We start from the raw sequence: 20,047 nt of genomic DNA on the forward strand, positions 1-20,047 counted from the left end.
GTCCGGTGCCGTGCATCGCAAGGCGGAGGGGCGCCCGTGTACGGGACGTACTCGGGCGCCCCGACAACGCGGCGAGGTGCGGCACCGGACACCGCGGGCCAGGCGGGACTTTGACGACAGCGCCTAGCGCTCGCGGTCTCGTACGCGGTCCAGTGCTACGGCTTGCCGTGCGGGTGGACGACCATCGCCGAACCGCCACCCCGGCGGGTGGTCTCGGCCGCCGCCAGCCAGCGGCCGTCCGGCAGGCGCTGGACGCCGGTGGCGGCGCCGATCTCAGGGTTCTGCCGGAAGCCGTGGCCGAGTGCCTCCAGCGAGGTCCGCAGCGGGCTGTTCCACAGGCCCGGCTCCAGCTCGGTGGTGCTCTGGTTGCGCTGGCTGGCCCGCGGCGCGGCGATCGCGTCGACCAGCGGCAGGCCCCGGTCCAGGTGGCCGGTCAGGGTCTGCAGGACGGTGGTGATGATCGTGGCGCCACCCGGGGAGCCGACCGCCAGGACCGGACGGCCCTCCTCCAGCACGATGGTCGGGGACATGGACGAGCGCGGCCGCTTTCCGGGACCGGGCAGGTTCGGGTCCGGGACGCCGGGCGCGGCCGGGGCGAAGGAGAAGTCGGTGAGCTCGTTGTTGAGCAGGAAGCCGCGGCCCGGGACGGTGATCGCGCTGCCGCCGGTGGACTCGATGGTCAGGGTGTAGGAGACCACGTTGCCCCAGCGGTCGGCGACCGTCAGGTGGGTGGTGTTCTCTCCTTCGTATGTGGTCGGCGCGGCCTGCCCGGTGGTGGCGCACGGCGCCGGGTGACGCGGGTCGCCGGGGGCGAGTGGGCTGGTCAGCGCCTGGTCGGGCTTGATCAGGCAGGCGCGCGTGTCCGCGTACCGCTGGGAGAGCAGTTCCCGCGTCGGCACGTCCTCGGCGGCCGGGTCTCCCACCCAGCGGCCGCGGTCGGCGAAGGAGATCCGGGAGGCCTCGATGAACCGGTGCAGGTACTGCGTCTCGGACAGCTGCGCGAGGTCGCTGCGCTCCAGGATGTTCAGCGCCTCGCCGACGGTCGTGCCGCCGGAGGAGGAGGGCGCCATGCTGTAGACGTCCAGGCCCCGGTAGCTCACCTGGGTCGGGGCCTGCCGCTTGGTCTCGTACGCGCGCAGGTCGCCGGTGGTCAGGTCGCCGGGGCGGACGGTACGGGTGGCCGCCGGGTCCACGGGGGGCTTGCCGACGGCGTCGACGATGTCCTCGGCGAGGGGACCCCGGTAGAGCGCGCCGGTCCCCTTGCGGGCGAGCTCGGCGTAGGTGGCGGCCAGGTCGGGGTTCTTGAAGGTGGAGCCGACCACCGGCAGGGCGCCGCCGGGCATGAACAGCTTCGCGGTGTCCGGGAAGTCCTTGAACCGGGCCTGGTTGGCCTCGGTCTGGGCGCGGAAGGTGGCGTCCACGGTGAAGCCGTCCCGGGCCAGTTTCTCGGCGGGCTTCAGCAGGTGGCGCAGCGGCCGGGTGCCCCAGGCGTCGAGGGCGCTCTTCCAGGTGGCGGGGGTGCCGGGGACGCCGACGCCGAGGCCGCTGGTCTGGCCCTCGGCGAAGGGGATGGGCAGGCCGTTCTCCTGGAACAGCGCGGCGGTGGCCGTGGCCGGGGCGGTCTCGCGGCCGTCGATGGTGTGCACGCGGCGCGAGCGGGCGTCGTAGTAGACGAAGTAGCCGCCTCCGCCGATGCCCGCCGAGTAGGGCTCGGTGACGCCGAGCGCGGCGGCGGTGGCGACGGCCGCGTCCACGGCGTTTCCGCCGGAGCGCAGGACCGCGATGCCGGCCGCGGAGGCGTCGGCGTCGACGCTGGCGACGGCCCCTCCGTAGCCGGCGGCGACGGGCGCCTTGGCCGGGGCGGAGTCCTGCGGTGGCGCCGCGGCCCCCGTGGACACCAGCGCCCCGGCGAGGGCGACGAGCGCTAACTGACGTGCGGCGGGACGGTGCATCCGGACCTCCAGTGGCAGCGTCCGCCGAGCCTATCGGCCGCCGTGGCGTTCCGTCAGGACGTCGGCCCCGTGCCGGTCGATGAGCCCCCGCGCGTACCGGCGGATGAGCCCCCGCGGGCGATGCCCTAGCATCCCGCGCATGAACGACGACGTGCGCAACATCGTGCTCGGGGTGATAGCCACCGCGCTCAGCGGCGGCTTCGGCTGGTTCACCCGGACCTACCTCACGCGCCGCGAACTGCGCCGCAAGCAGGCCTTCTTCGGGCTGCCGACGGGGTCGGACTGCCTGTTCGTGGTCAACCGGCAGATGGGCGGCACCGAATCGTCGCTGCACCGCAACGACGCCTTCGCGCTGCTGGAGATATCCGCCCTGATCAAGGACTGCGGTGCGAACGTGCAGATCGTCACCCACGACACGGCCCGCCAGGGGTTCGGCGAGCGGGCCGAGTTCTGCGTCGGCGGGCCGGTCTCCAACGCCCGTACGACGGCGCACCTGAGCTCCATGCTGCCGGGGGTGCGGGTCGACACCTCCACGGAGCGCGGCCCGGACCGCGGGTCCATCAAGGTCGGCGGCGAGACCTACCGCTGGCAGATGGGCCAGGTCGAGTACGTGCTGCTGGCGCGGCTGACGGCGGGGCGCGGCTCGCGACCGGTGTTCCTGCTGTCGGGTCAGACCGCCAACAGCAACCAGGCCGCGGCCCGCTACCTGGCCCGCCACCACCAGCGCCTGGCCCGCACGTACAACGGGGACTCCTTCTGCCTCGTGCTGAAGGTGATCAACTCCGATGCCTACGGGCCGGACGTGTCGGAGCTGGTCGCCGACGTCACCTCGGCGGCCCGGACACCCGTAGCGGCAGCCGTGTGATCCCGTTGATGAAGTTGGACACGAGCCTGCGCGGCGGGCCCGCCAGTTCGGGCGGCGGCATGGCCGCGCACCACTCCTCGTAGAAGACGCGCAGCTGGAGCCGGGCGAAGTGGGCGCCGAGGCAGACGTGCGGGCCGTCCCCGAAGGAGACGTGCGGGTTGGGCGTCCGGGCGAGGTCGAGGCGACCGGGGTCGGAGAAGACGCGCTCGTCGTGGTTGGCGGAGGCGTGGAAGACCACCACCTTGTCCCCGGCCCGGACGGGCTGCCCGGCGAGCTCGGTGTCCACGGCGGCGGTGCGGCGGAAGCTGAGGACCGGTGGGTGGACGCGCAGGAGTTCCTCGACCGCTCCCGCCGGGGAGCAGTGCCCCGCCGCGAGCCGACGGTAGGCGTCCGGGTCCCGGGCCAGGGCGAGCAGGCCGCCGGGGGCCGCGCTGCGCACGGTGTCGTTGCCCGCGACGGTGAGCAGGAAGAAGAACATCTCCAGCTCGGCCGGGTCGAGCCCGGCCCCGGCCAGGGCGGTCATCACGTCGTCGCCGGGGTGGGCGCGCTTGTGGGCGGCCAGCTCGCGGGCGTACGCGAACATCTCGCCGAGCAGCGCCGGGGAGCGCGGGTTGAGGGGCTTGCCGTCAGGGCCGAGCCGGGGCGCGGGCGCGTCCTCGGGGTCCTGGTAGCCGATGATCCGTACGGTCCACTCCAGCAGCAGTGCCCGGTCGGCGGCCGGGACGCCCAGCAGGTCGGTCAGGTTCAGCAGCGCGTACTCGTCGGTGACGGTGCGCACGAGGTCGGCGGCGCCGTCCTCGGCGCCGTCCCGGGCGGCGGCGAGCAGGGTCCGGGCGCGGTCCCGCACCCGTCCGGCGAAGGCGTCGACGCGGGCCGGGGTGAAGGCCCGGGCCACCAGCCGCCGCAGCCGGCCGTGGTCGCCGGCGGCCTTGGCCGGGTCCTGGTTGAGCATGGTGCGGCGCAGGAACGGCAGGTCGGCGGGGTCGGGGTCGCGGATCTGGGTGGCGCCCAGCCAGGAGGAGTACGTCCGGTGGTCGCGCATGACGCGCACGACGTCGGCGTGCCGGGTGACCGCCCAGAAGCCGGGTCCGGCCGGCCAGCCGTCGATCTCGGGCTCGGCCTGCCAGGAGACCGGGCGGTGCTCGCGAAGGGTCCGGTAGCGCTCGTGGGGGATGCCCTCGGCGTAGATCCGGGGGTCGAAGACGTCGGGTACGTCCGCGGCGTGGTCCATGGGGCCACCGTGACCGGTGCGCGGCGGGGCCGCAAGGGCGCGGCCGGCCCGCGGGCCGGCCGCACGCGTCAGCGCCGGGCCTCGCACTCGGCGGCCGGGTAGGTGGTGTTGGTGTCCCGCAGGACGACCGGGCTGATGACGTCCGGCACGGCGGAGACGCCGATGGTGCACACCAGCTGGTCGCGGGCCGTCTTCGACAGTCCCGCCACGGCGAAGGGCAGGTGGACCGTGATCCCCGTGCCCTGCGCGTACGCGCTCACCGCCAGCGCCGACTCCTGTCCGGGGGCCAGCGGGGGCAGCGCCGTGGTGAGGCCGGCCTCCTGGGCCGGGCCGCTGGGGCCGTTCAGCAGCAGCAGGAGGAGCGCCCTGGGCGCGATGGTGTAGGCGCTGTCGACGGGGAACGGTACCGGGACGAGCCGGCTGCCGTCCTTGGAGACGAAGTAGAGGACGGCGGTCTTTCCACCGGGGCTCTTGACCGTGGCGGCGTGGCCGCTGTCGATCACCCCGGTGGTCTTGATCCCGCATCCGGCGAGCAGCAGGGCGCAGGCCGCCAGCCCCGCAGCGGTCCGCGATGTCCTCTTCCACCCGGTCATGCGCGGGCCTCCAACGGCATGTCGAGGGTGAAGACGGCTCCCCCGAGGGGGCCGTTGGCCGCCCGGAGGGTGCCGCCGTGCAGGCGGACGTTCTCCAGGGTGATGGCGAGTCCGAGGCCGCTTCCGGCGGAGCGGGTCCGCGCCGCGTCGGCCTTGAAGAAGCGGTCGAAGATGTGCGGCAGCACCTCCGGGGCGATGCCGGGCCCGCTGTCGGCGACCTCGATCAGCAGCCGTCCGCCGTCCTGCCCCGGTGCGGTCCTTACGGTCACGCGCACGGGCGCGCCGCCGTGCCGCAGGGCGTTGCCGACGAGGTTGGCGAGGACCACGTCGAAGCGGCGCGGGTCGAGTCGGGCGCGTACCCCGTACGGCAGCTCGACGACGACGCGTTCGTCGTCCCAATGGCGTCGTTCGAGGGTCTTGCGCACGGATTCGGCGATGTCCACGTCGTCCAGGTTGAGCTCGGCGGCCCGGGCGTCGAAGCGGGAGATCTCCATCAGGTCCTCGACCAGGACGGCCAGTTTGCCGGTCTCGGCGCTCACCAGGCGCAGGGCCTTGGCGGTGTCGGCGTCCAGGTGCGCGGCGTCCTCGTCGAGGACCTCGGTCACGGCGAGCATCCCCGCGAGGGGGGTGCGCAGTTCGTGGGAGACGTCGGAGGCGAAGCGGCGGGCGCGGGTCTCCGCTTCGCGGAGCTCGGTCACCGACTGCTCCAGGGCGCGGGCGGTCTCGTTGAAGGTGCGGGCCAGTCCGGCGAGTTCGTCGGCGCCTCGGACCTCGATGCGGGTGTCGAGGCGGCCGCGGCCCATCCGCTGGGCGGCCCGGCGCATGTCGCGGACCGGCCGCAGCACGCTGCGGGCCGCCAGCAGCGCGGGGACGACGGCGATGGCCAGTCCCGGGACGGCGCCCTGCTGGGCGGCGTCGACCATGGCCTGGACGGTCTGTTTCTCGGTGGCCAGGGGGACGCTGGCGTAGAAGACGGCGCCGGTGGGTTCGCTGTAGCCGTTGTGCTCGAAGAGGGCGGGGACGCCGATGGTGAGCCACGGGTTGCCGCGCTGGTCCTCGACGCGCTGGAAGGCGGAGTACCGGTTCTCGCGGACCTTCTCGCGCAGGCCGTCGGTGATCACGGTGGAGGTGGGCGTGTCGGGGTTGGTGGAGACGCGCACGTCCTCGTACTCGCCGAAGATGATCCACGGGTGGGGTTTGCCGCGCTTGCCGAGCTCGATGACGACGCGCTGGAGCTCCTGCTGGGTCAGGGGAAGGCGCATCTCCTGCTGTTCGACCTGGTCCCGCAGGGTGTTGACGGCGGTGTCCTGGGTCTGCTTGAGGATGGCGTTGCGCGCCTGCTGGTAGGTGAAGGCGGCGGTGGTCACGGCGCTGATCGCGGCGACCAGCAGGAAGGCCGCGATGAGCCGGGTGCGCAGGCCGAGCGGTGCTATGCGTCTCACCGTCGCGGGCCTTGGACCGGGCCGAAGCGGTAGCCGAAGCCCCGCACGGTCTGTATGTAGCGGGGGGCGCCGGCGGGGTCCTCGATCTTGTGGCGCAGGCGGCGCACGCAGGCGTCCACGAGCCGCGCGTCGGCGTGGTAGCTGTGGTCCCAGACGTACTCCAGCAGCTGCTGGCGGGAGAAGACCTGCTCGGGCGAGGCCGACAGGTGCAGCAGGAGCTTGAGCTCGCTGGGGGCGAGGGCGACGCGCTCGCCGTTCTTGGCGACGGTGAGCCCGCTGCGGTCGATGGCCAGTTCGGCGTGCACCTCGACCTCGGGGCGGACGCCCACCGGGTCGATGAGGCGGCGCAGTACGGCCTTGATGCGGGCTTCTATGACCTCCGTGCGGGCGGGTTTGACGATGTAGTCGTCGGCTCCGGCCTCCAGGCCGATGACGATGTCGAAGTCGTCGCCGCGCGCGGTGAGCATGATGATCGGCACCTCGCTGGTCTCGCGGATGCGGTGGCAGACCTGCACGCCGTTGATCCCGGGCAGCATCAGGTCGAGCAGGACGAGTTCGGGCCGGAAGGCCCCCATCAGGGCGAGGCCCTCCTCACCGGTCTCGGCCGCTCTCACCTCGTGGCCGCGCCGGCGCAGGCCGAGAGCCACTCCTTCCCGGATGGAAGGGTCGTCCTCGATCAGCAGTACGCGTGGCATCCGGTCAGTATCCAGGGTGGGGGCGGCCCGGCCTCCCGTTATCGGCCCTTCTTGCGCCGCAGGAAGCCCAGCAGGTCGGTGATCTCCGTCAGGCGCAGCGGCCCGGCAAGGAGGACGACGACGAGCGCGAGGGTCGCGGTTCCCGCCCCGACGGCGGCGAAGTCCCCGAAGGGGTCGGCGGCGCGGGCCGCCGCGTACCCGGCGGCGGCCGCCGGAACGCAGGCGGTCAGCAGCCGCAGGTGGGTGCGTACGGCGTTCGCCCGCCTCTCGGTACGCGTGCCCGCGCGCGGGCCGAGCCGGCGGGCGAGGGTGTGTCCGGTGAGGGCGGCGCCCGCGAACAGGGCGACGGAGTTCGCCGCGGCCATGCCGGTGACCGCCCAGCGCGGCGGGAGCAGGGCGTAGGCGGCGGCCGCCAGCCCGGCGTTGAGGGCGGCGATGGTGAGATTGAGGAAGAAGGGGGTGCGGGTGTCGGAGAGTGCGTAGAAGCCGCGGGAGAGCACGTACTGCGCGGAGAAGGCGATCAGGCCCGGTGCGAAGGCGATCAGCATGCCCGCCATCACCGCGATGTCGGCCGGTCCCGTGCGCCCGTACCCGAAGACGCTGCCCATCACCCACGGCGCGAGGGCGGCGAAGAGCGCGGCGGCCGGTACGACGAGGGCGGCGCTGGAGCGCAGCGCGTAGGAGACGTCCGCCCGCACCCTGCCCAGGTCGCCTTCGGAGGCGGCGGCGCTCATCCGGGGCATCAGGGCGGTGACGAGGGACACGGTGACGATCCCCTGCGGGACGATCCACAGCTGGTAGGCGTTGCTGTAGGCGGTGTAGCCGGCGCCGCCCGCGAGGCCCGCTTCGACGGCGTGCTGTCCGGTGGCGGTGGAGAGCCGGGTGATGACCCAGTAGGCGATCTGGTTGGTGAGGACGAGCATGACCAGCCAGCCCGCGTTGCGCAGCGGACGGCCGAGGCCGCTGCCGCGCCAGTCGAACCGGGGGCGCCAGCGGAAGCGGGCGGCGCGCAGCGAGGGGATCAGGGCGAGGGCCTGGACGACGATGCCGGCGGTGGTGCCGAGCCCGAGGAGGCGGGTCTGCGCGGCCGTCAGCCCGGCCGTCGCGTCGTGGGAGAAGGAGAGGAAGAGCCCGAAGACGGCGATGATCACGAGGTTGTTGAGGACCGGGGTCCACATCATCGCGCCGAACCGGCCGCGGGCGTTCAGCACCTGGCCGAGCAGGGTGAACAGCCCGTAGAAGAGGATCTGCGGCAGGCAGTAGCGGGCCAGGGCCGCGGTGGTCGTGGCCTGGGCCCCGTCGTATTCGGTGTACACCGAGACGATCAGCGGGGCGGCGAGGACGGCCAGGGCGGTCAGCGCCACGAGCGCCACCGTGCAGGCGGTGAGCAGCCGGTCGGTGTAGGCGCTGCCGCCGTCCGCGTGTTCCCGGGCGGCCCGGACCAGTTCGGGGACGAAGACGGCGTTGAGCGCGCCGCCGATGAGCAGCATGTAGATGATGTTCGGCACGGTGTTGGCGACGGCGTAGCCGTCCCCGAGCAGTCCGGTGCCGAGCGCCGCCACGACCACGGCGGAGCGGATGAAGCCGGTGGCGCGGGAGACGATCGAACCGGCCGCCATGAGCGCGCCGCTGCGCAGCACCGAGGTCTTCGCCGGTGCGGGCGCGGCGGCCGGGGCGGCGCCCTCGGCGGTGGCGGCGTTGCTCACCGGCGGGCCAGGTAGGCCTGGAAGGCCTTGTAGAGCGCCGTGTTGGTGTATCCGTCCATCGGGGTCTCCCACTCGCCGAGCGTCTCGACGACCTGTCCTCCGGTGCCGAGCTTCCAGCGCAGCAGCCCGAAGGAACGTTCGTCGGGGTCGAGGGTGGAGGGTACCCCGCGCATGTCGTACTCCTCCGCCCCGAGGGCGTGCGCATCGCACATCATGCGCCACTGCAGGGCGTTGCTGGGGCGCACGTCGCGCCGGTGGTCGGCGGAGGCGCCGGTCTGGTACCAGACCCGGCTGCCGGCGACGATCATCGTGTGGGCGGCGAGGATCTCGCCCCGGTGAACGGCCAGGTAGAGCCGCATCCGGCCGGGCTGCTCCTCGTTCAGGACCCGGTACTGCTGCTCGTAGTACGCGAGGGAGCGGCCGAGCCGGAAACCGTCGCGCTCCTCGGTGATCCGCAGCAGCCGGTAGAACTCGGGCAGGTCGGCCGAGGTGCCCAGGACGCACTCCACGCCCGCCTTCGTGGCCTTGCGCACATTGCGCCGCCACTCCTGGTTCAGGCCCGCCCACACGTCATCGAGGGAGCGGCCGGCGAGCGGCACGCGAAAGACGTGGCGGGGCTGGGCGTCACCGTCGTTCTCACCGCCGCACCGCGTCCAGCCCCGGGTGCGCAGCCGGTCGGCGAGGGCGGCGCCCACCGGGTCGACCTCGGTGGCGAGCACGTCGGATATCTGCCGGCCGGGCCCGGTGGCGGCCTTGGCGGTGGCGGCGTCCCAGCGGCGGTAGGCGGGGGTGGGGCCGATGCGGACGGCGAAGGCGCCGGCGGCGCGCAGATGACGCATGAGGGGCGTCAGCCAGCGGTCTATGTGCGGGTCGGACCAGTCGGCGACGGGACCCTCGGGGAGGTAGGCGAAGTATTTGCGGGTGCCCGGGAATTGGCGATAGAGAACGAGTCCGGCACCCTCGATCTCCCCGCCCGGGTAGTGCCACCCGACCCTTTCCGAGCGCCAGAGGTCCTTCACGCGGGCCCAGGAGGGGTATTGGAGAAAGCTCGCCCGGCCATGCCGGGAAAGGAACGCCTCGTACTCGGGGACGGACAGGGCGCGCACCTGGAGCTCCCGTTCGCGGTTCTGATCCTGGGGCCGGTGCCGGTGCTGGTCCTGCTGGGAAGGGGTCGCGAGCATGTACCGGACTCTCACAGCCCGCCGTGACCGCCGTGCGCGGCGCGTGTGACCGGACGATGACCGTTTCGCTGCGGTGGTCGTCACAAAGAGAAAGCGGACCTTTTCCGCGGAAGGCGCAACCTAAAGTCGCCCCATTCGCATCTGTATTTGCGAACGATCACTATTGCCGCTACCTGAAGGGGCCCTTCGTTGAGCCGCATACGCCGCACCGCCATGGCGGGCACCGCACTTCTGGCCGCCGCACTGACCGCCTGCTCGGGCGGGGACGGCGGCAGCGCGACGGGCAAGACCGAGATGAAGCCGAAGCCGGACATGGCGATATCGGTGAACCTCACGGGTGATCAGGTCAAGGCGGGCGAGCCGGTCAAGGTGACCATCGCCGACGGCAAGCTCGCGCTGGTGAAGGTGACGGACGGCAAGGGCGGGGAGCTGGCCGGCCAGATATCCGCCGACGGCAAGACCTGGACCTCCGAGCGCAACGCCTCGCCGGGCACGGACTACAAGGTGGAGGCGCAGAACACCGAAAGCCAGAGCGCGGCGGCGCAGTTCAAGACCGGCGCCGCCGACAAGGTGAACAAGGTCTCGATCAACCTGCCCAAGGGCAGCACGGTGGGCGTGGCGATGCCCGTCTCGCTCGTCTTCGACAACCCGGTGACCAACAAGGCCGAGGTGGAGAAGCAGCTGAAGGTCAGCACGTCGAACAACACCGAGGGTTCCTGGGGCTGGTTCAAGGACTACTCCGGCAAGGACCGGGTGGACTGGCGGCCGAAGGAGTACTGGAAGTCCGGCACCGACGTGAAGGTCGACATGAACCTGAACGGTGTGGACTCCGGCAAGGGCGGCGGACTCTTCGCCCGGGACTACGCCACCGAGTTCAAGATCGGCAAGGACCGCCGGATGGAAGTCAGCCTCGACACGAAGAAGCTGAAGGTCTTCGAGGACGGTCAGAACGTCCGGACCATCTCCGTCTCGGCCGGTACGCCGGGCGGCAAGAAGGCCTCCTGGTCCGGGAAGATGGTGCTGATGTCCAAGGAGGGCACCATCCGGATGGATTCCCAGACGGTGGGCCTGGGCGACGCCTACGACAAGATGGTCGACTACTCGATGCGGCTGACCTGGTCGGGCATGTACGTCCACGCCGCGCCGTGGAACAGCGCCAACTTCGGCCGCGCCAATGCCAGTTCGGGCTGCGTCGGGATGAGTGACTCCGACGCCGCGTCCCTCTACTCCGAGGTGCAGGTCGGCGACCCCTTCGAGGTCGTCGGTGACGGGTCCAAGGGCAACGCGGACCTCGGCAACGGCTACGGCGAGTGGAACCTGTCCTGGGACCAGTGGAAGGCCAAGAGCGCCCTGTCCGGCGGCGCCCAGAACGGCTGACGCGCGGGCGGGGCGGCCGGGCCCGGAGCCGGGGCCCGGGCCACAGGCGGACACCGCCTAGTGCTTGAGGATCTTCGACAGGAAGTCCTTGGCCCGGTCGCTCTCCGGGGCGGTGAAGAACTGCTCGGGGGTCCGGTCCTCGACGATCCGCCCGTCGGCCATGAAGACCACGCGGTGGGCCGCGGAGCGTGCGAAGCCCATCTCGTGGGTGACCACGACCATGGTCATGCCCTCGCGGGCGAGCTGCCGCATGACCTCCAGCACCTCGTTGATCATCTCGGGGTCGAGGGCGGAGGTGGGCTCGTCGAAGAGCAGGGCCTTGGGGTCCATGGCGAGGGCGCGGGCGATGGCCACGCGCTGCTGCTGGCCGCCCGAGAGCTGGGCGGGGAACTTGGCGGCCTGGTCGGCCAGGCCGACGCGCTCCAGGAGCTCCCGGGAGCGCTGGTCCGCCTCCTCCCTCCCGCGGCCGCGGACCTTGACCTGGGCGAGCGAGACGTTGGCGAGGACGGTCTTGTGCGCGAAGAGGTTGAAGGACTGGAAGACCATCCCCACCTCGGCGCGCAGGCGGGCCAGGTCCTTGCCCTCGGCCGGCACCGGCTTCCCGTCGAGCAGGATCGTGCCCGACTCGACGGTCTCCAGCCGGTTGACCGCCCGGCACAGGGTCGATTTGCCGGAGCCGGAGGGGCCGATGACCACCACCACCTCCCCGCGGCCGACGGTGAGATTGATGTCCCGCAGGACGTGCAACTGCCCGAAGTGCTTGTTGACGTCCCGTAGTTCGATCAACGGATCGACGGCCATGCGCTGCCCTGCCCGGTTGTCGGTGTGTCGAGGTCAGCGCAAGCTATCCAGCCGCGGACGGGCACCCCGCCGCGACACGCTCACCGGGGCGGAAAGCTCGACGAGGCCTCGGAGGCCTCGGCGTACGCCTGGCTGAGCTCGGGGGATCCGGTCATCGCCCAGGACACCCCCGACTCGATCACGTTCAGCTCGCGGCCCGAGGCCAGCCGGATCACCGGCTGGCCGTTGGGCCACACCTGCCAGCCGGCGCCCGGGACGGTCCGGATGATCACGGTCCCGAGGTAGAAACCGGCGTCGTTGCCGAGCCAGGGCACGATCTCGGGGTCCCTGCGCCAGCGGGGCATCAGCTGGTCGAGCTCTTCCAAGGAGGCCTGGCTCTCGTCGAGTTCGAGCCCTGCCGCCCGGGCCTGGACCCGCAGCATCTCGCACTCCGAGAACATCTCGGTCACGCCCTCGGGGTCGGCCGCGAGGGCGGCGGCGAGCCCCGCACCCTGTTCCGTTTCACGCCGGTTCAGCCAGTTGTCCAGGAAAGGGATGTTCATACCGCCCAGCGTCGCACCAGGATCCACCCCTGGCCACAGGGCGCGCCTGGATCCGCCGGCCCGGATCCCCCGGCCCGGATCCCCGGCCCGTCCGGGGGACGGGCGTCTCCTAACGGTCGAGGTCCAGGTCCACGACGACGGGCGCGTGGTCGGAGGCGCCCTTGCCCTTGCGCTCCTCGCGGTCGACGTAGGCGTCGGTGACGGCCTTGGTGAAGGGTTCGTTCCCGTATACCAGGTCGATGCGCATGCCCCTGTTCTTGGGGAAGGCGAGCTGGCGGTAGTCCCAGTAGGTGTAGGGACGGTCGTACTTCAGGGGGCGCGGGACCACGTCGGAGAGCCCCGCCGCCCGCAGCGCCTCCAGGGCGGCCCGCTCGGCGGGGGTGACGTGGGTCATGCCCGCGAAGACGGCCGGGTCCCAGACGTCCTCGTCGGTCGGGGCCACGTTGAAGTCGCCGAGCACCGCGAAGGGGCGCGGGCCGGCCGCGTCCTCGGCGACGGCCGCGGTCAGCGCCCGGAACCAGTCGAGCTTGTAGCCGTAGTGGTCGTGCTCGACCTCGCGGCCGTTGGGCACGTACACCGACCAGAGCCGCACCCCGCCGCAGGTGGCGGAGATCGCGCGGGGCTCGTCGACACCCTCGTATCCGGGACCGTCGGCCAGGCCGACGACCACGTCCTCCAGACCGACCTTGGAGAGCAGGGCCACGCCGTTCCAGCGGCCGGTGGCATTGACCACCGACTCATAGCCCAACTCGCGCAGCTCGGCGTGCGGGAACTGCTCCGCGGAGCACTTGGTCTCCTGGACGCACAGGACGTCGGTGCCGGAGGCCTCCAGCCAGGCCAGCAGGCGCGGCAGCCGGGCGGTGATGGAATTGACGTTGAAGGTGGCGATACGCATACGTTCCAACCTACCGCCCGCCACCGACACTCAGAGGTCGGCGCTGTCCCCGGCGGAGAGTCGCCCGTGGTCGGTGCCGCCCAGGGTGTCCAGGGCGAAGTCGTAGATCGGCCGGGCGATGTCGGCGAGGTAGGCGTCGTGGATGTCCAGGGCCCGGCGCGGCTTGACCTCGCGGAGGTAGTCGATCACCTCGGAGACCTTGTTCCAGGGGGCGTGCACCGGGACCATCAGGGTCTGCACCGGCACCCCGGGCACGGTCAGCGCGTCCCCCGGGTGGAAGAGCGAACCGTCGACGAGGTAGCCGACGTTCGTCACCCGCGGGAGGTCCGGGTGGATCACCGCGTGCAGTTCCCCGTGCACCTGCACCTCGAACCCGGCGGCGGTGAAGGCGTCCCCGTGGCCGACGGTGTGCACCCGGCCGGGATAGGCGGGGGCGAGCCTGTCCGCGACGCTGCGCAGGGTCCACAGCGCGGCCGCCGGATTCGCGTCGAGGGCGGCCCGCAGCCGGCCCTCCTCGAAGTGGTCGGGGTGCTCGTGCGTGACGAGCAGGACGTCGGCCCCCAGGCCCGCGTCCGCTTCGCTGAAGGCGCCCGGGTCGATGACGAGCGTGTGCCCGTCCTTCTCCAGCTGGACGCAGGAGTGCAGCCGCTTGGTGAGCTTCATGATCCGAGCCTAGTGCTGTGACCGGGGGGACGGGGCCCGGCCCACCGTGCGGTCGCTCAGGGGGTGGTCGAGGAGACCACGTACACCTTGGAGACCTTGGGGTCGGTGAGGTCGACGGTGATGTCCCGGGTGGGCCTCGGGTCGTCCTGTTCGAGGGTGGTCCCGAGCCACTCGGTCCCGGGCTTCCAGTGCCATCCGGCGACCGAGGTGTCGTGATCGGAGATCGACACCCCGGGGGTCAGCTGCTCGCGGCTGGTGCCGACGGAGGCCAGGAACGCGTCCAGCTCGGGCGGGGTGACCGCGAACTGGGTGTACAGCCGGCTGGTGCGCCAGTTGTTGGTCTCCAGGAACCCGACCCGCCAGGCCTTCGGCGGGATGGGCACCTCGTAGATGCTGCGCTGCACCTTGGAGGGCCAGCCGGGGCGCACCTTGGACGCGCCGACCCGGGCGGCCTTGTCGCGCCCGCTCTCGCGGCTCTGCTGGGTGGAGATGGCCAGGTAGCCGGCGGGTACGCCGATCAGCAGCAGGATGATGATCGCGGTGATCCAGCGGCGTTTGACGACGTGCCGGCGGTCCTCGGCGGTGGCCGGGGGCGCGCCGCCCTCGTCGGGGGCGGAGGCCTGGTGGGGCAGGGTGGGCGGGGTCACGGCTGCTGGTCGTCCTTGGCGTCCGTGGGAGCCGCGGTGTCGCGCCGGCCCAGCTGCTGCGCGTAGCGCTCGTACCGTTCGTACCGCTCGACGCGGCGGCGCGTGGCGCGGCGGAAGCGCCGGGCGACGAGCCGGGCGAGGTCGGCGGCGCCGACCATGCCGGCCTCGGGACCGAGCTGGGCCTTGGCGATACGGGCCTCCGGCCGGTAGCCGCGGCCCGTGAGGTGGCGGCGGAAGGCGTCCCGGGCGGGCCCGATCAGCAGGTCGTCGGCGGCGCTGACGCCGCCCCCGATGACGAAGCAGGCGGGGTCGAGGGCGGCGGCGAGGTTGGCGATGCCGACGCCGAGCCACTGGCCGATGTCCTGGAGCAGTTCGACGCACATGGCGTCGCCCTCGCGGGCCAGCTCGGTGATGAGCGGCCCGGTGATCTCCGAGACGTTGCCGCCGACCCTGGCGATGATGTTGTGCGCGACCGGGGAGTCGGCCGCGGCGAGCTCGCGGGCCTCGCGGACGAGGGCGTTGCCGGAGCTGTACTGCTCCCAGCAGCCTCGGTTCCCGCAGGGGCAGCGGTGGCCGCCGGGGACGACCTGCATGTGGCCGAACTCCCCGGCGACCCCGTACCGGCCGCGCTTGACCTGGCCGCCTTCGAGGATGGCGCCGCCGATGCCGGTGCCCAGCGTGATCATGACGAGGTGGTCCTCGCCGCGTCCGGCGCCGAAGCGCCACTCCGCCCAGGCGGCGGTGTTGGCGTCGTTGTCGACCATGACCGGTACCGCGAGCCGGGACTGCAGGGCGTCGCGCAGCGGCTCGTCGCGCCAGGCCAGGTGGGGCGCGAACAGGACGCGGGAGCGGTCGGCGTCGACCCAGCCGGCCGCGCCGATGCCCACCGCGTGCACGTCGTGCCGGTCCGAGAGGTCCAGGACCAGCTCGACGATGGTGTCCTCGACGACCTTGGGGCTCTTGGACTTGTCCGGGGTCTCGGTGCGGATCTTCTCCAGGATGATGCCGTCGGCGTCGACGACCCCGGCCATCACCTTGGTGCCGCCGATGTCGATGCCGACGGTCGGGACGCGCGGGGCGGTCAGGTGCGACCGGCGCTCACGGGTTCCGATGGTCCGCAGGACGGTGCCTCGCGCCGACCCCCGGTGGGAGAGCGTGAAGTCCCGGTACGTGCTCATCGAGTCGTGTCGTCCCTCGTGGGTGCGGTGGTACGGGAAGCCGGGTCGGCTTCGCCGGCCGGGCCGGCCGGGCCCGCTGCGCCGGGGGTGGCGCCTGGTGCTGATTGTGCCACCCGCTCCAGTTCGTGGCTGAGCTCGTCCAGCTCGGAGCCGCCCGCCATCTGACGGGTGAGCTCGTCGAGGGTGATCGAGTCACGGGTGTGGCTGCCCGCCATGGTGCCGCGCTTGAGGAGGACGAAACGGTCCCCCACCAGGTAGGCGTGGTGCGGGTTGTGGGTGATCAGGACCACGCCCAGACCCGCGTCGCGGGCGGCGGCGACGTACTTGAGGACCACTCCGGACTGCTTGACGCCGAGGGCGGCGGTGGGCTCGTCCAGTACGAGGACCTTCGCACCGAAGTAGACGGCGCGGGCGATGGCCACGCACTGCCGTTCGCCGCCGGACAGGGTCCCGATGGGCTGGTCCACGTCGCGCAGGTCGATGCCCATGCGCAGCAGCTCGGCGCGGGTGGTCGCCCGCATGAACTCCACGTCCAGGCGGCGGAGGGGACCACGGCCCTTGGTGGGCTCGGAGCCGAGGAAGAAGTTGCGCCAGACGGGCATGAGCGGGACGACGGCGAGGTCCTGGTAGACGGTGGCGATGCCGTGGTCGAGGGCGGCGCGCGGGTTGGCGAGCGCGGTCGACTCCCCCTCGATCTCGAAGGTGCCGGCGTCGTGCCGGTGCAGCCCCGCGATGATCTTGATGAGGGTGGACTTGCCGGCGCCGTTGTCGCCGAGCACGCACGTGATCTCGCCCGCCGAGACCTCCAGGGAGACCCCCTGGAGGGCGCGGATGTTGCCGTAGAACTTGCTGACGTCGGTCAGCTTCACCAGTGCGCCGGTCATGCCCGTGCCTCCGCCCGCTTGCGGACCCATGCGTTGAGCAGCGTGGCCAGCAGCAGCATCGCGCCCAGGAAGAACTTGAACCAGTCCGGGTTCCACTGGGCGTAGACGATGCCGTTGCTGGTCATGCCGAAGATGAAGGCGCCGACCGCCGAGCCGATGGCGGAGCCGTAGCCCCCGGTCATCAGACAGCCGCCGATGACGGCCGCGATGATGTAGAGGAACTCGTTGCCGACGCCCTCGCCCGACTGGACCACGTCGAACGAGAAGAGGATGTGCTGCCCGGAGATCCAGGCGCACAGGGCGACGCCCATGTAGAGGCCGATACGGGTCTTCACGACGGGTACGCCGGTCGCGCGGGCCGCGTCGGCTCCGCCGCCCACCGCGAAGATCCAGTTCCCGGCGCGGGTGCGCAGCAGGATCCAGGTGGCCACGGCGACCAGGGCCAGCCACCACAGGACGGTGACCTTGAGGGTGACCGGGCCGAGCGTCCACTGCGAGGCGAACAGGGCGCGGGCGGAGGAGAAGCCCTCCATGTCGGCGATGGTCTTGGTGGAGACCGTGCCGCTGATCAGTTTGGTGAAGCCGAGGTTCAGGCCGGTCAGCATCAGGAAGGTGCCCAGCGTGATGATGAAGCTGGGCAGCTTGGTGCGGGTCAGCATGAATCCGTTGAAGAGGCCGACGGCCAGGGTGACCAGCAGCGACACCAGGACGCCGACCCATACGTTGGCGGTCATCTGGTAGCTGAACATCGAACTCAGCAGGGCGGAGGTGGTGACCATGACACCGGCGGAGAGGTCGAACTCGCCGCCGATCATCAGCAGGGCCACGGGGACGGCCATGATCCCGATGGTCGAGGCCGAGTACAGGACCGTGCTGAGGCTCGACGCCCGCAGGAAGCTGTCGGCGGCGAAGGAGAAGAAGACGAAGACCGCGGCGGCGCCGACGACGGCGCCCAGCTCCGGGCGGCCGAACAGCCTGCGCACCGCGGACGTCGGCGCGAGCCGTTCGTCGACGGCGCCGAGCGTGCTCATCGGCTGCCCCGCTTGATGAACTCCTCCAGCTTGGCGGACTCGGCCGCGGTGACGATCTGCGGGCCCGTGAGGACCGGGCGCCCGCCGCCGAGCACGTCCGCGTTGTAGCGGTAGAGCCAGAGCAGGTCGATGGCCTGGTAGCCCTGGAGGTAGGGCTGCTGGTCGACGGCGAAGCCGAGGGCGCCGGACTTCAGGTCGCGGGCGACCGACTCGTTGAGGTCGAAGGTGTCCACCTCGGCCTTGCTGCCCGCCGCGTCCTTGGCCTTGACGGCGGTGGGAGCGAAGGGCGCGCCGAGGGTGAGGATCGCGTCGACGGAGGGGTCCGCCTGCAGCTTGGCCTGGACGGCCGCCTGGACGGAGGGCATGTTGGTGCCCTCGACGTAGAGGTTCTCCATGGTCCCGGAGAAGGTCTTCTTGGCCCCGGCGCAGCGCTGCTCGTGGCCCACGTTGCCCTGCTCGTGCAGGACGCAGACGGCCTTCTTGCGGCCGCGCTCACTCAGCTCGGCGCCGACGGCCTCGCCCGCGATGGTCTCGTCCTGGCCGATGTGGGTCAGCGCCCCGTACTCGGCGGACTGGGCGGATCCGGAGTTGACCGTGATCACCGGGATACCGGCCTTGACGGCCTTGGCGATGACGTCCTTGAGGGCTTCGGGCTTGGCGAGGCTGACGACGATCCCGTCCACCTTCTGGTCGATGGCGTTCTGCACGAACTGCGCCTGCTGCTGTGCCTGGTCGTCGTGGGCGTAGACGAAGTTGATGTTGTCCTTCGCCGCGGCCTCCTTGGCACCCTTCTGGACGATGTCCCAGAAGGTGTCGCCGTCGCCGGCGTGCGTGACCATCGCGAAGGTCCAGCGCGGGGTGGACACCGCGGGCCGGCCCGCCTCGGCGGCCTTCGCCCGCTCCTCGGCGCGCTTGCCGCCCGTACTGCTGCAGCCCGCGAGCGAGGCCCCCAGTACCGCCGCGAGCACGGCGCCCACGACGCGTACCCCTGTCCGAACCCTAGCCACGTCGCCGCGCCCTTCCCTCGTCACCAATTCGGTCATTCCGGTTCCAGCCGCTCAGTATCCGCCACAGTGGACCATGAAGGGCCATCGGGGCATGCGCGGGCAGATTGACAGGTCCCCCGGAGGGGGTCACGTTGAGTGCATGCGCATCGGGCTCATCGGAACGGGCCGGATCGGCTCCTTCCACGCGGCGGCCCTGTCCCGCCACCCGGAGGCGGGCTCGCTCCTGCTCGCGGACGCCGATCCCGCGCGGGCGGCGCGCCTCGCCGACCGGCTCGGGGCCACCGCCGCGCCCTCCGTCGAGCAGGTCTTCACCTGGGGCGTGGACGCGGTGGTCGTGACCTGCGCGACCGACGCGCACGCCGAGATGGTCGTACGGGCGGTGCGCGCCGGGCTGCCGGTGTTCTGCGAGAAGCCCGTGGCCCCGGACCTGGACCGCACCCTGGCGGTGCTGCGCGAGGTGACGGCCGCGGGCGGGCTGCTGCAAGTGGGTTTCATGCGCCGCTTCGACGCGGGCTACCGCACGGCGCGGGAGCTGGTCCGTTCGGGCGCCCTGGGCAGGCTGCACACCGTACGGACGACGACGGCCGATCCGGCGCCGCCGAGCGCCGCGTACCTGGCGACCTCCGGCGGGCTGTACCGGGACTGCCTGGTGCACGACTTCGACATGATCCGCTGGGTGACCGGGCACGAGGTGGTCGAGGTGTACGCGGCCGGGTCGGACGCGGGGCCGGCGCAGTTCCGGGAGACCGGAGACGTCGACACGGCTGCGGCCGTCCTCACGCTGGACGACGGCACCCTGGCCACCTGCACGGGCTCGCGGATCAACGGCGCCGGCTACGACGTGCGCATGGAGCTGGCCGGGGAGCTGGACCAGGTCTCGGCCGGACTCGACGACCGTACGCCGATCGCCTCGACGGAACCGCACGGTCCGCCCTCGGCCAGCAAGCCGTGGACGGGCTTCCTGGAACGCTTCGGCCCCGCGTACGAGGCGGAGCTGGCGGCCTTCGTGCACCTGGTGCGCGGGGAGGGCGCCAACCCCTGCGACGGCCGGGAGGCGCTCGCCGCGCTCCGGGTCGCGGAGGCGTGCGAGCGCTCGCGCCGGGAGCGGCGCCGGGTCCGGCTGGAGGAACTCCCGGACCTGCCGGTTCTCTGAGCGCACGGGCATTGGGCCACCCTATGGCGGGGGTCCGCCCCTGACTGCGGCGTTTTTCGGACAGGCGTTCTGGCGCGGGCGGGGCTAGGCCGTCACGGACCGCGCCCACGATCTGCTCCACCGTCTCCCCGGCCTGAGCGGGGAGCCATCCCCGCTCCTGCGGCCAGCCGGGCTTTCCTGGGGGTGTAGCGGGACTCCGGGTTG

19 protein-coding genes are annotated in these 20,047 nt (G+C 72.1%); 3 read left to right on the forward strand and 16 right to left on the reverse strand.

The window, feature by feature from the left end:
• Window positions 1-155: 155 nt before the first annotated feature.
• On the reverse strand, window positions 156-1,952 hold the full coding sequence (gene ggt, locus AC07DU_RS31300) for a gamma-glutamyltransferase (protein ID WP_479115127.1): 1,797 nt from the start codon (window positions 1,950-1,952) through the stop codon (window positions 156-158).
• A 139-nt stretch (window positions 1,953-2,091) separates the two neighbouring features.
• Here ggt and AC07DU_RS31305 point away from each other — a divergent pair, with 139 nt between their 5' ends.
• Window positions 2,092-2,817, forward strand: coding sequence for a hypothetical protein (locus tag AC07DU_RS31305; RefSeq protein WP_479115129.1), 726 nt, complete (start codon window positions 2,092-2,094; stop codon window positions 2,815-2,817).
• On the opposite strand, the gene AC07DU_RS31310 is transcribed toward AC07DU_RS31305, so the two are convergent.
• The 6 genes from AC07DU_RS31310 to AC07DU_RS31335 all read right to left on the reverse strand — a co-directional run bounded on the left by AC07DU_RS31310 (window position 2,777) and on the right by AC07DU_RS31335 (window position 9,665).
• Complete coding sequence (locus AC07DU_RS31310; RefSeq protein WP_479115131.1) at window positions 2,777-4,048, reverse strand: cytochrome P450; 1,272 nt, start codon at window positions 4,046-4,048, stop codon at window positions 2,777-2,779. The two genes, AC07DU_RS31305 and AC07DU_RS31310, sit on opposite strands and share 41 nt — an antisense overlap.
• Window positions 4,049-4,116: 68 nt before the next feature.
• Window positions 4,117-4,641, reverse strand: coding sequence for a hypothetical protein (locus AC07DU_RS31315; protein ID WP_479115133.1), 525 nt, complete (start codon window positions 4,639-4,641; stop codon window positions 4,117-4,119).
• On the reverse strand, window positions 4,638-6,083 hold the full coding sequence (locus AC07DU_RS31320) for an ATP-binding protein (protein ID WP_479027927.1): 1,446 nt from the start codon (window positions 6,081-6,083) through the stop codon (window positions 4,638-4,640). The genes AC07DU_RS31315 and AC07DU_RS31320 overlap by 4 nt, the downstream gene beginning before the upstream one ends.
• Window positions 6,080-6,778, reverse strand: a complete 699-nt coding sequence (locus AC07DU_RS31325) for a response regulator transcription factor (RefSeq protein WP_360889436.1) — start codon at window positions 6,776-6,778, stop codon at window positions 6,080-6,082. Before AC07DU_RS31325 ends, AC07DU_RS31320 begins: the two co-directional genes overlap by 4 nt.
• A gap of 38 nt (window positions 6,779-6,816) precedes the next feature.
• Window positions 6,817-8,484 (reverse strand): murein biosynthesis integral membrane protein MurJ, encoded by a 1,668-nt coding sequence (murJ, locus tag AC07DU_RS31330; protein WP_479115135.1) that lies wholly within the window; start codon window positions 8,482-8,484, stop codon window positions 6,817-6,819.
• Window positions 8,481-9,665, reverse strand: a complete 1,185-nt coding sequence (locus tag AC07DU_RS31335) for a lipid II:glycine glycyltransferase FemX (protein ID WP_453373029.1) — start codon at window positions 9,663-9,665, stop codon at window positions 8,481-8,483. Before AC07DU_RS31335 ends, murJ begins: the two co-directional genes overlap by 4 nt.
• Before the next feature lie 213 nt (window positions 9,666-9,878).
• Here AC07DU_RS31335 and AC07DU_RS31340 point away from each other — a divergent pair, with 213 nt between their 5' ends.
• Entirely contained in the window at window positions 9,879-11,042 is a 1,164-nt protein-coding gene (locus AC07DU_RS31340) for a L,D-transpeptidase (RefSeq protein ID WP_453373092.1), read from the forward strand.
• A 57-nt stretch (window positions 11,043-11,099) separates the two neighbouring features.
• Here AC07DU_RS31340 and AC07DU_RS31345 read toward each other — a convergent pair whose 3' ends face one another.
• The 9 genes from AC07DU_RS31345 to AC07DU_RS31385 all read right to left on the reverse strand — a co-directional run bounded on the left by AC07DU_RS31345 (window position 11,100) and on the right by AC07DU_RS31385 (window position 18,690).
• Window positions 11,100-11,843 carry an amino acid ABC transporter ATP-binding protein gene (locus AC07DU_RS31345; protein WP_479115137.1) on the reverse strand — a complete coding sequence of 248 codons (744 nt, stop codon included), beginning with the start codon at window positions 11,841-11,843 and terminating at the stop codon, window positions 11,100-11,102.
• A gap of 80 nt (window positions 11,844-11,923) precedes the next feature.
• Window positions 11,924-12,385, reverse strand: coding sequence for a DUF6278 family protein (locus AC07DU_RS31350; protein ID WP_479115139.1), 462 nt, complete (start codon window positions 12,383-12,385; stop codon window positions 11,924-11,926).
• Window positions 12,386-12,494: 109 nt separating this feature from the next.
• Window positions 12,495-13,280 (reverse strand): exodeoxyribonuclease III, encoded by a 786-nt coding sequence (locus tag AC07DU_RS31355; RefSeq protein ID WP_360889448.1) that lies wholly within the window; start codon window positions 13,278-13,280, stop codon window positions 12,495-12,497.
• A gap of 30 nt (window positions 13,281-13,310) precedes the next feature.
• Window positions 13,311-13,943: an MBL fold metallo-hydrolase gene (locus tag AC07DU_RS31360; RefSeq protein ID WP_479115141.1), complete on the reverse strand. Its 633-nt coding sequence runs from the start codon at window positions 13,941-13,943 to the stop codon at window positions 13,311-13,313.
• Between the two features lie 56 nt (window positions 13,944-13,999).
• The gene (locus AC07DU_RS31365; RefSeq protein WP_453374722.1) at window positions 14,000-14,590 is read right to left on the reverse strand and encodes a hypothetical protein; all 591 of its coding nucleotides are present in this window, start codon (window positions 14,588-14,590) and stop codon (window positions 14,000-14,002) included.
• Complete coding sequence (locus AC07DU_RS31370; protein WP_360889457.1) at window positions 14,587-15,768, reverse strand: ROK family glucokinase; 1,182 nt, start codon at window positions 15,766-15,768, stop codon at window positions 14,587-14,589. Before AC07DU_RS31370 ends, AC07DU_RS31365 begins: the two co-directional genes overlap by 4 nt.
• Complete coding sequence (locus tag AC07DU_RS31375; protein WP_479115143.1) at window positions 15,765-16,682, reverse strand: ATP-binding cassette domain-containing protein; 918 nt, start codon at window positions 16,680-16,682, stop codon at window positions 15,765-15,767. Before AC07DU_RS31375 ends, AC07DU_RS31370 begins: the two co-directional genes overlap by 4 nt.
• Window positions 16,649-17,683: an ABC transporter permease gene (locus AC07DU_RS31380; protein ID WP_360889463.1), complete on the reverse strand. Its 1,035-nt coding sequence runs from the start codon at window positions 17,681-17,683 to the stop codon at window positions 16,649-16,651. Before AC07DU_RS31380 ends, AC07DU_RS31375 begins: the two co-directional genes overlap by 34 nt.
• A complete protein-coding gene (locus tag AC07DU_RS31385; protein ID WP_479027948.1) occupies window positions 17,680-18,690 on the reverse strand; it encodes a sugar ABC transporter substrate-binding protein in 1,011 nt (336 codons plus the stop codon). Before AC07DU_RS31385 ends, AC07DU_RS31380 begins: the two co-directional genes overlap by 4 nt.
• Window positions 18,691-18,829: 139 nt before the next feature.
• On the opposite strand from AC07DU_RS31385, the gene AC07DU_RS31390 reads away from it, so the two are divergent.
• On the forward strand, window positions 18,830-19,843 hold the full coding sequence (locus AC07DU_RS31390) for a Gfo/Idh/MocA family protein (RefSeq protein WP_453374719.1): 1,014 nt from the start codon (window positions 18,830-18,832) through the stop codon (window positions 19,841-19,843).
• The last annotated feature ends 204 nt before the right edge of the window (window positions 19,844-20,047 follow it).

This window comes from Streptomyces sp. NPDC045695 (assembly GCF_056432025.1).

Bases quoted from the DNA above. Each gene is read 5' to 3' on its own strand.
- AC07DU_RS31375 (WP_479115143.1), bottom strand. From the start codon at position 16,682: ATGGGTCCGCAAGCGGGCGGAGGCACGGGCATGACCGGCGCACTGGTG.
- AC07DU_RS31310 (WP_479115131.1), bottom strand. From the start codon at position 4,048: ATGGACCACGCCGCGGACGTACCCGACGTCTTCGACCCCCGGATCTAC.
- AC07DU_RS31390 (WP_453374719.1), top strand. From the start codon at position 18,830: ATGCGCATCGGGCTCATCGGAACGGGCCGGATCGGCTCCTTCCACGCG.
- AC07DU_RS31315 (WP_479115133.1), bottom strand. From the start codon at position 4,641: ATGACCGGGTGGAAGAGGACATCGCGGACCGCTGCGGGGCTGGCGGCC.
- AC07DU_RS31380 (WP_360889463.1), bottom strand. From the start codon at position 17,683: ATGAGCACGCTCGGCGCCGTCGACGAACGGCTCGCGCCGACGTCCGCG.
- AC07DU_RS31345 (WP_479115137.1), bottom strand. From the start codon at position 11,843: ATGGCCGTCGATCCGTTGATCGAACTACGGGACGTCAACAAGCACTTC.
- AC07DU_RS31340 (WP_453373092.1), top strand. From the start codon at position 9,879: ATGGCGGGCACCGCACTTCTGGCCGCCGCACTGACCGCCTGCTCGGGC.
- AC07DU_RS31370 (WP_360889457.1), bottom strand. From the start codon at position 15,768: ATGAGCACGTACCGGGACTTCACGCTCTCCCACCGGGGGTCGGCGCGA.
- ggt (WP_479115127.1), bottom strand. From the start codon at position 1,952: ATGCACCGTCCCGCCGCACGTCAGTTAGCGCTCGTCGCCCTCGCCGGG.
- AC07DU_RS31350 (WP_479115139.1), bottom strand. From the start codon at position 12,385: ATGAACATCCCTTTCCTGGACAACTGGCTGAACCGGCGTGAAACGGAA.
- AC07DU_RS31305 (WP_479115129.1), top strand. From the start codon at position 2,092: ATGAACGACGACGTGCGCAACATCGTGCTCGGGGTGATAGCCACCGCG.
- AC07DU_RS31335 (WP_453373029.1), bottom strand. From the start codon at position 9,665: ATGCTCGCGACCCCTTCCCAGCAGGACCAGCACCGGCACCGGCCCCAG.
- AC07DU_RS31360 (WP_479115141.1), bottom strand. From the start codon at position 13,943: ATGAAGCTCACCAAGCGGCTGCACTCCTGCGTCCAGCTGGAGAAGGAC.
- AC07DU_RS31325 (WP_360889436.1), bottom strand. From the start codon at position 6,778: ATGCCACGCGTACTGCTGATCGAGGACGACCCTTCCATCCGGGAAGGA.
- AC07DU_RS31355 (WP_360889448.1), bottom strand. From the start codon at position 13,280: ATGCGTATCGCCACCTTCAACGTCAATTCCATCACCGCCCGGCTGCCG.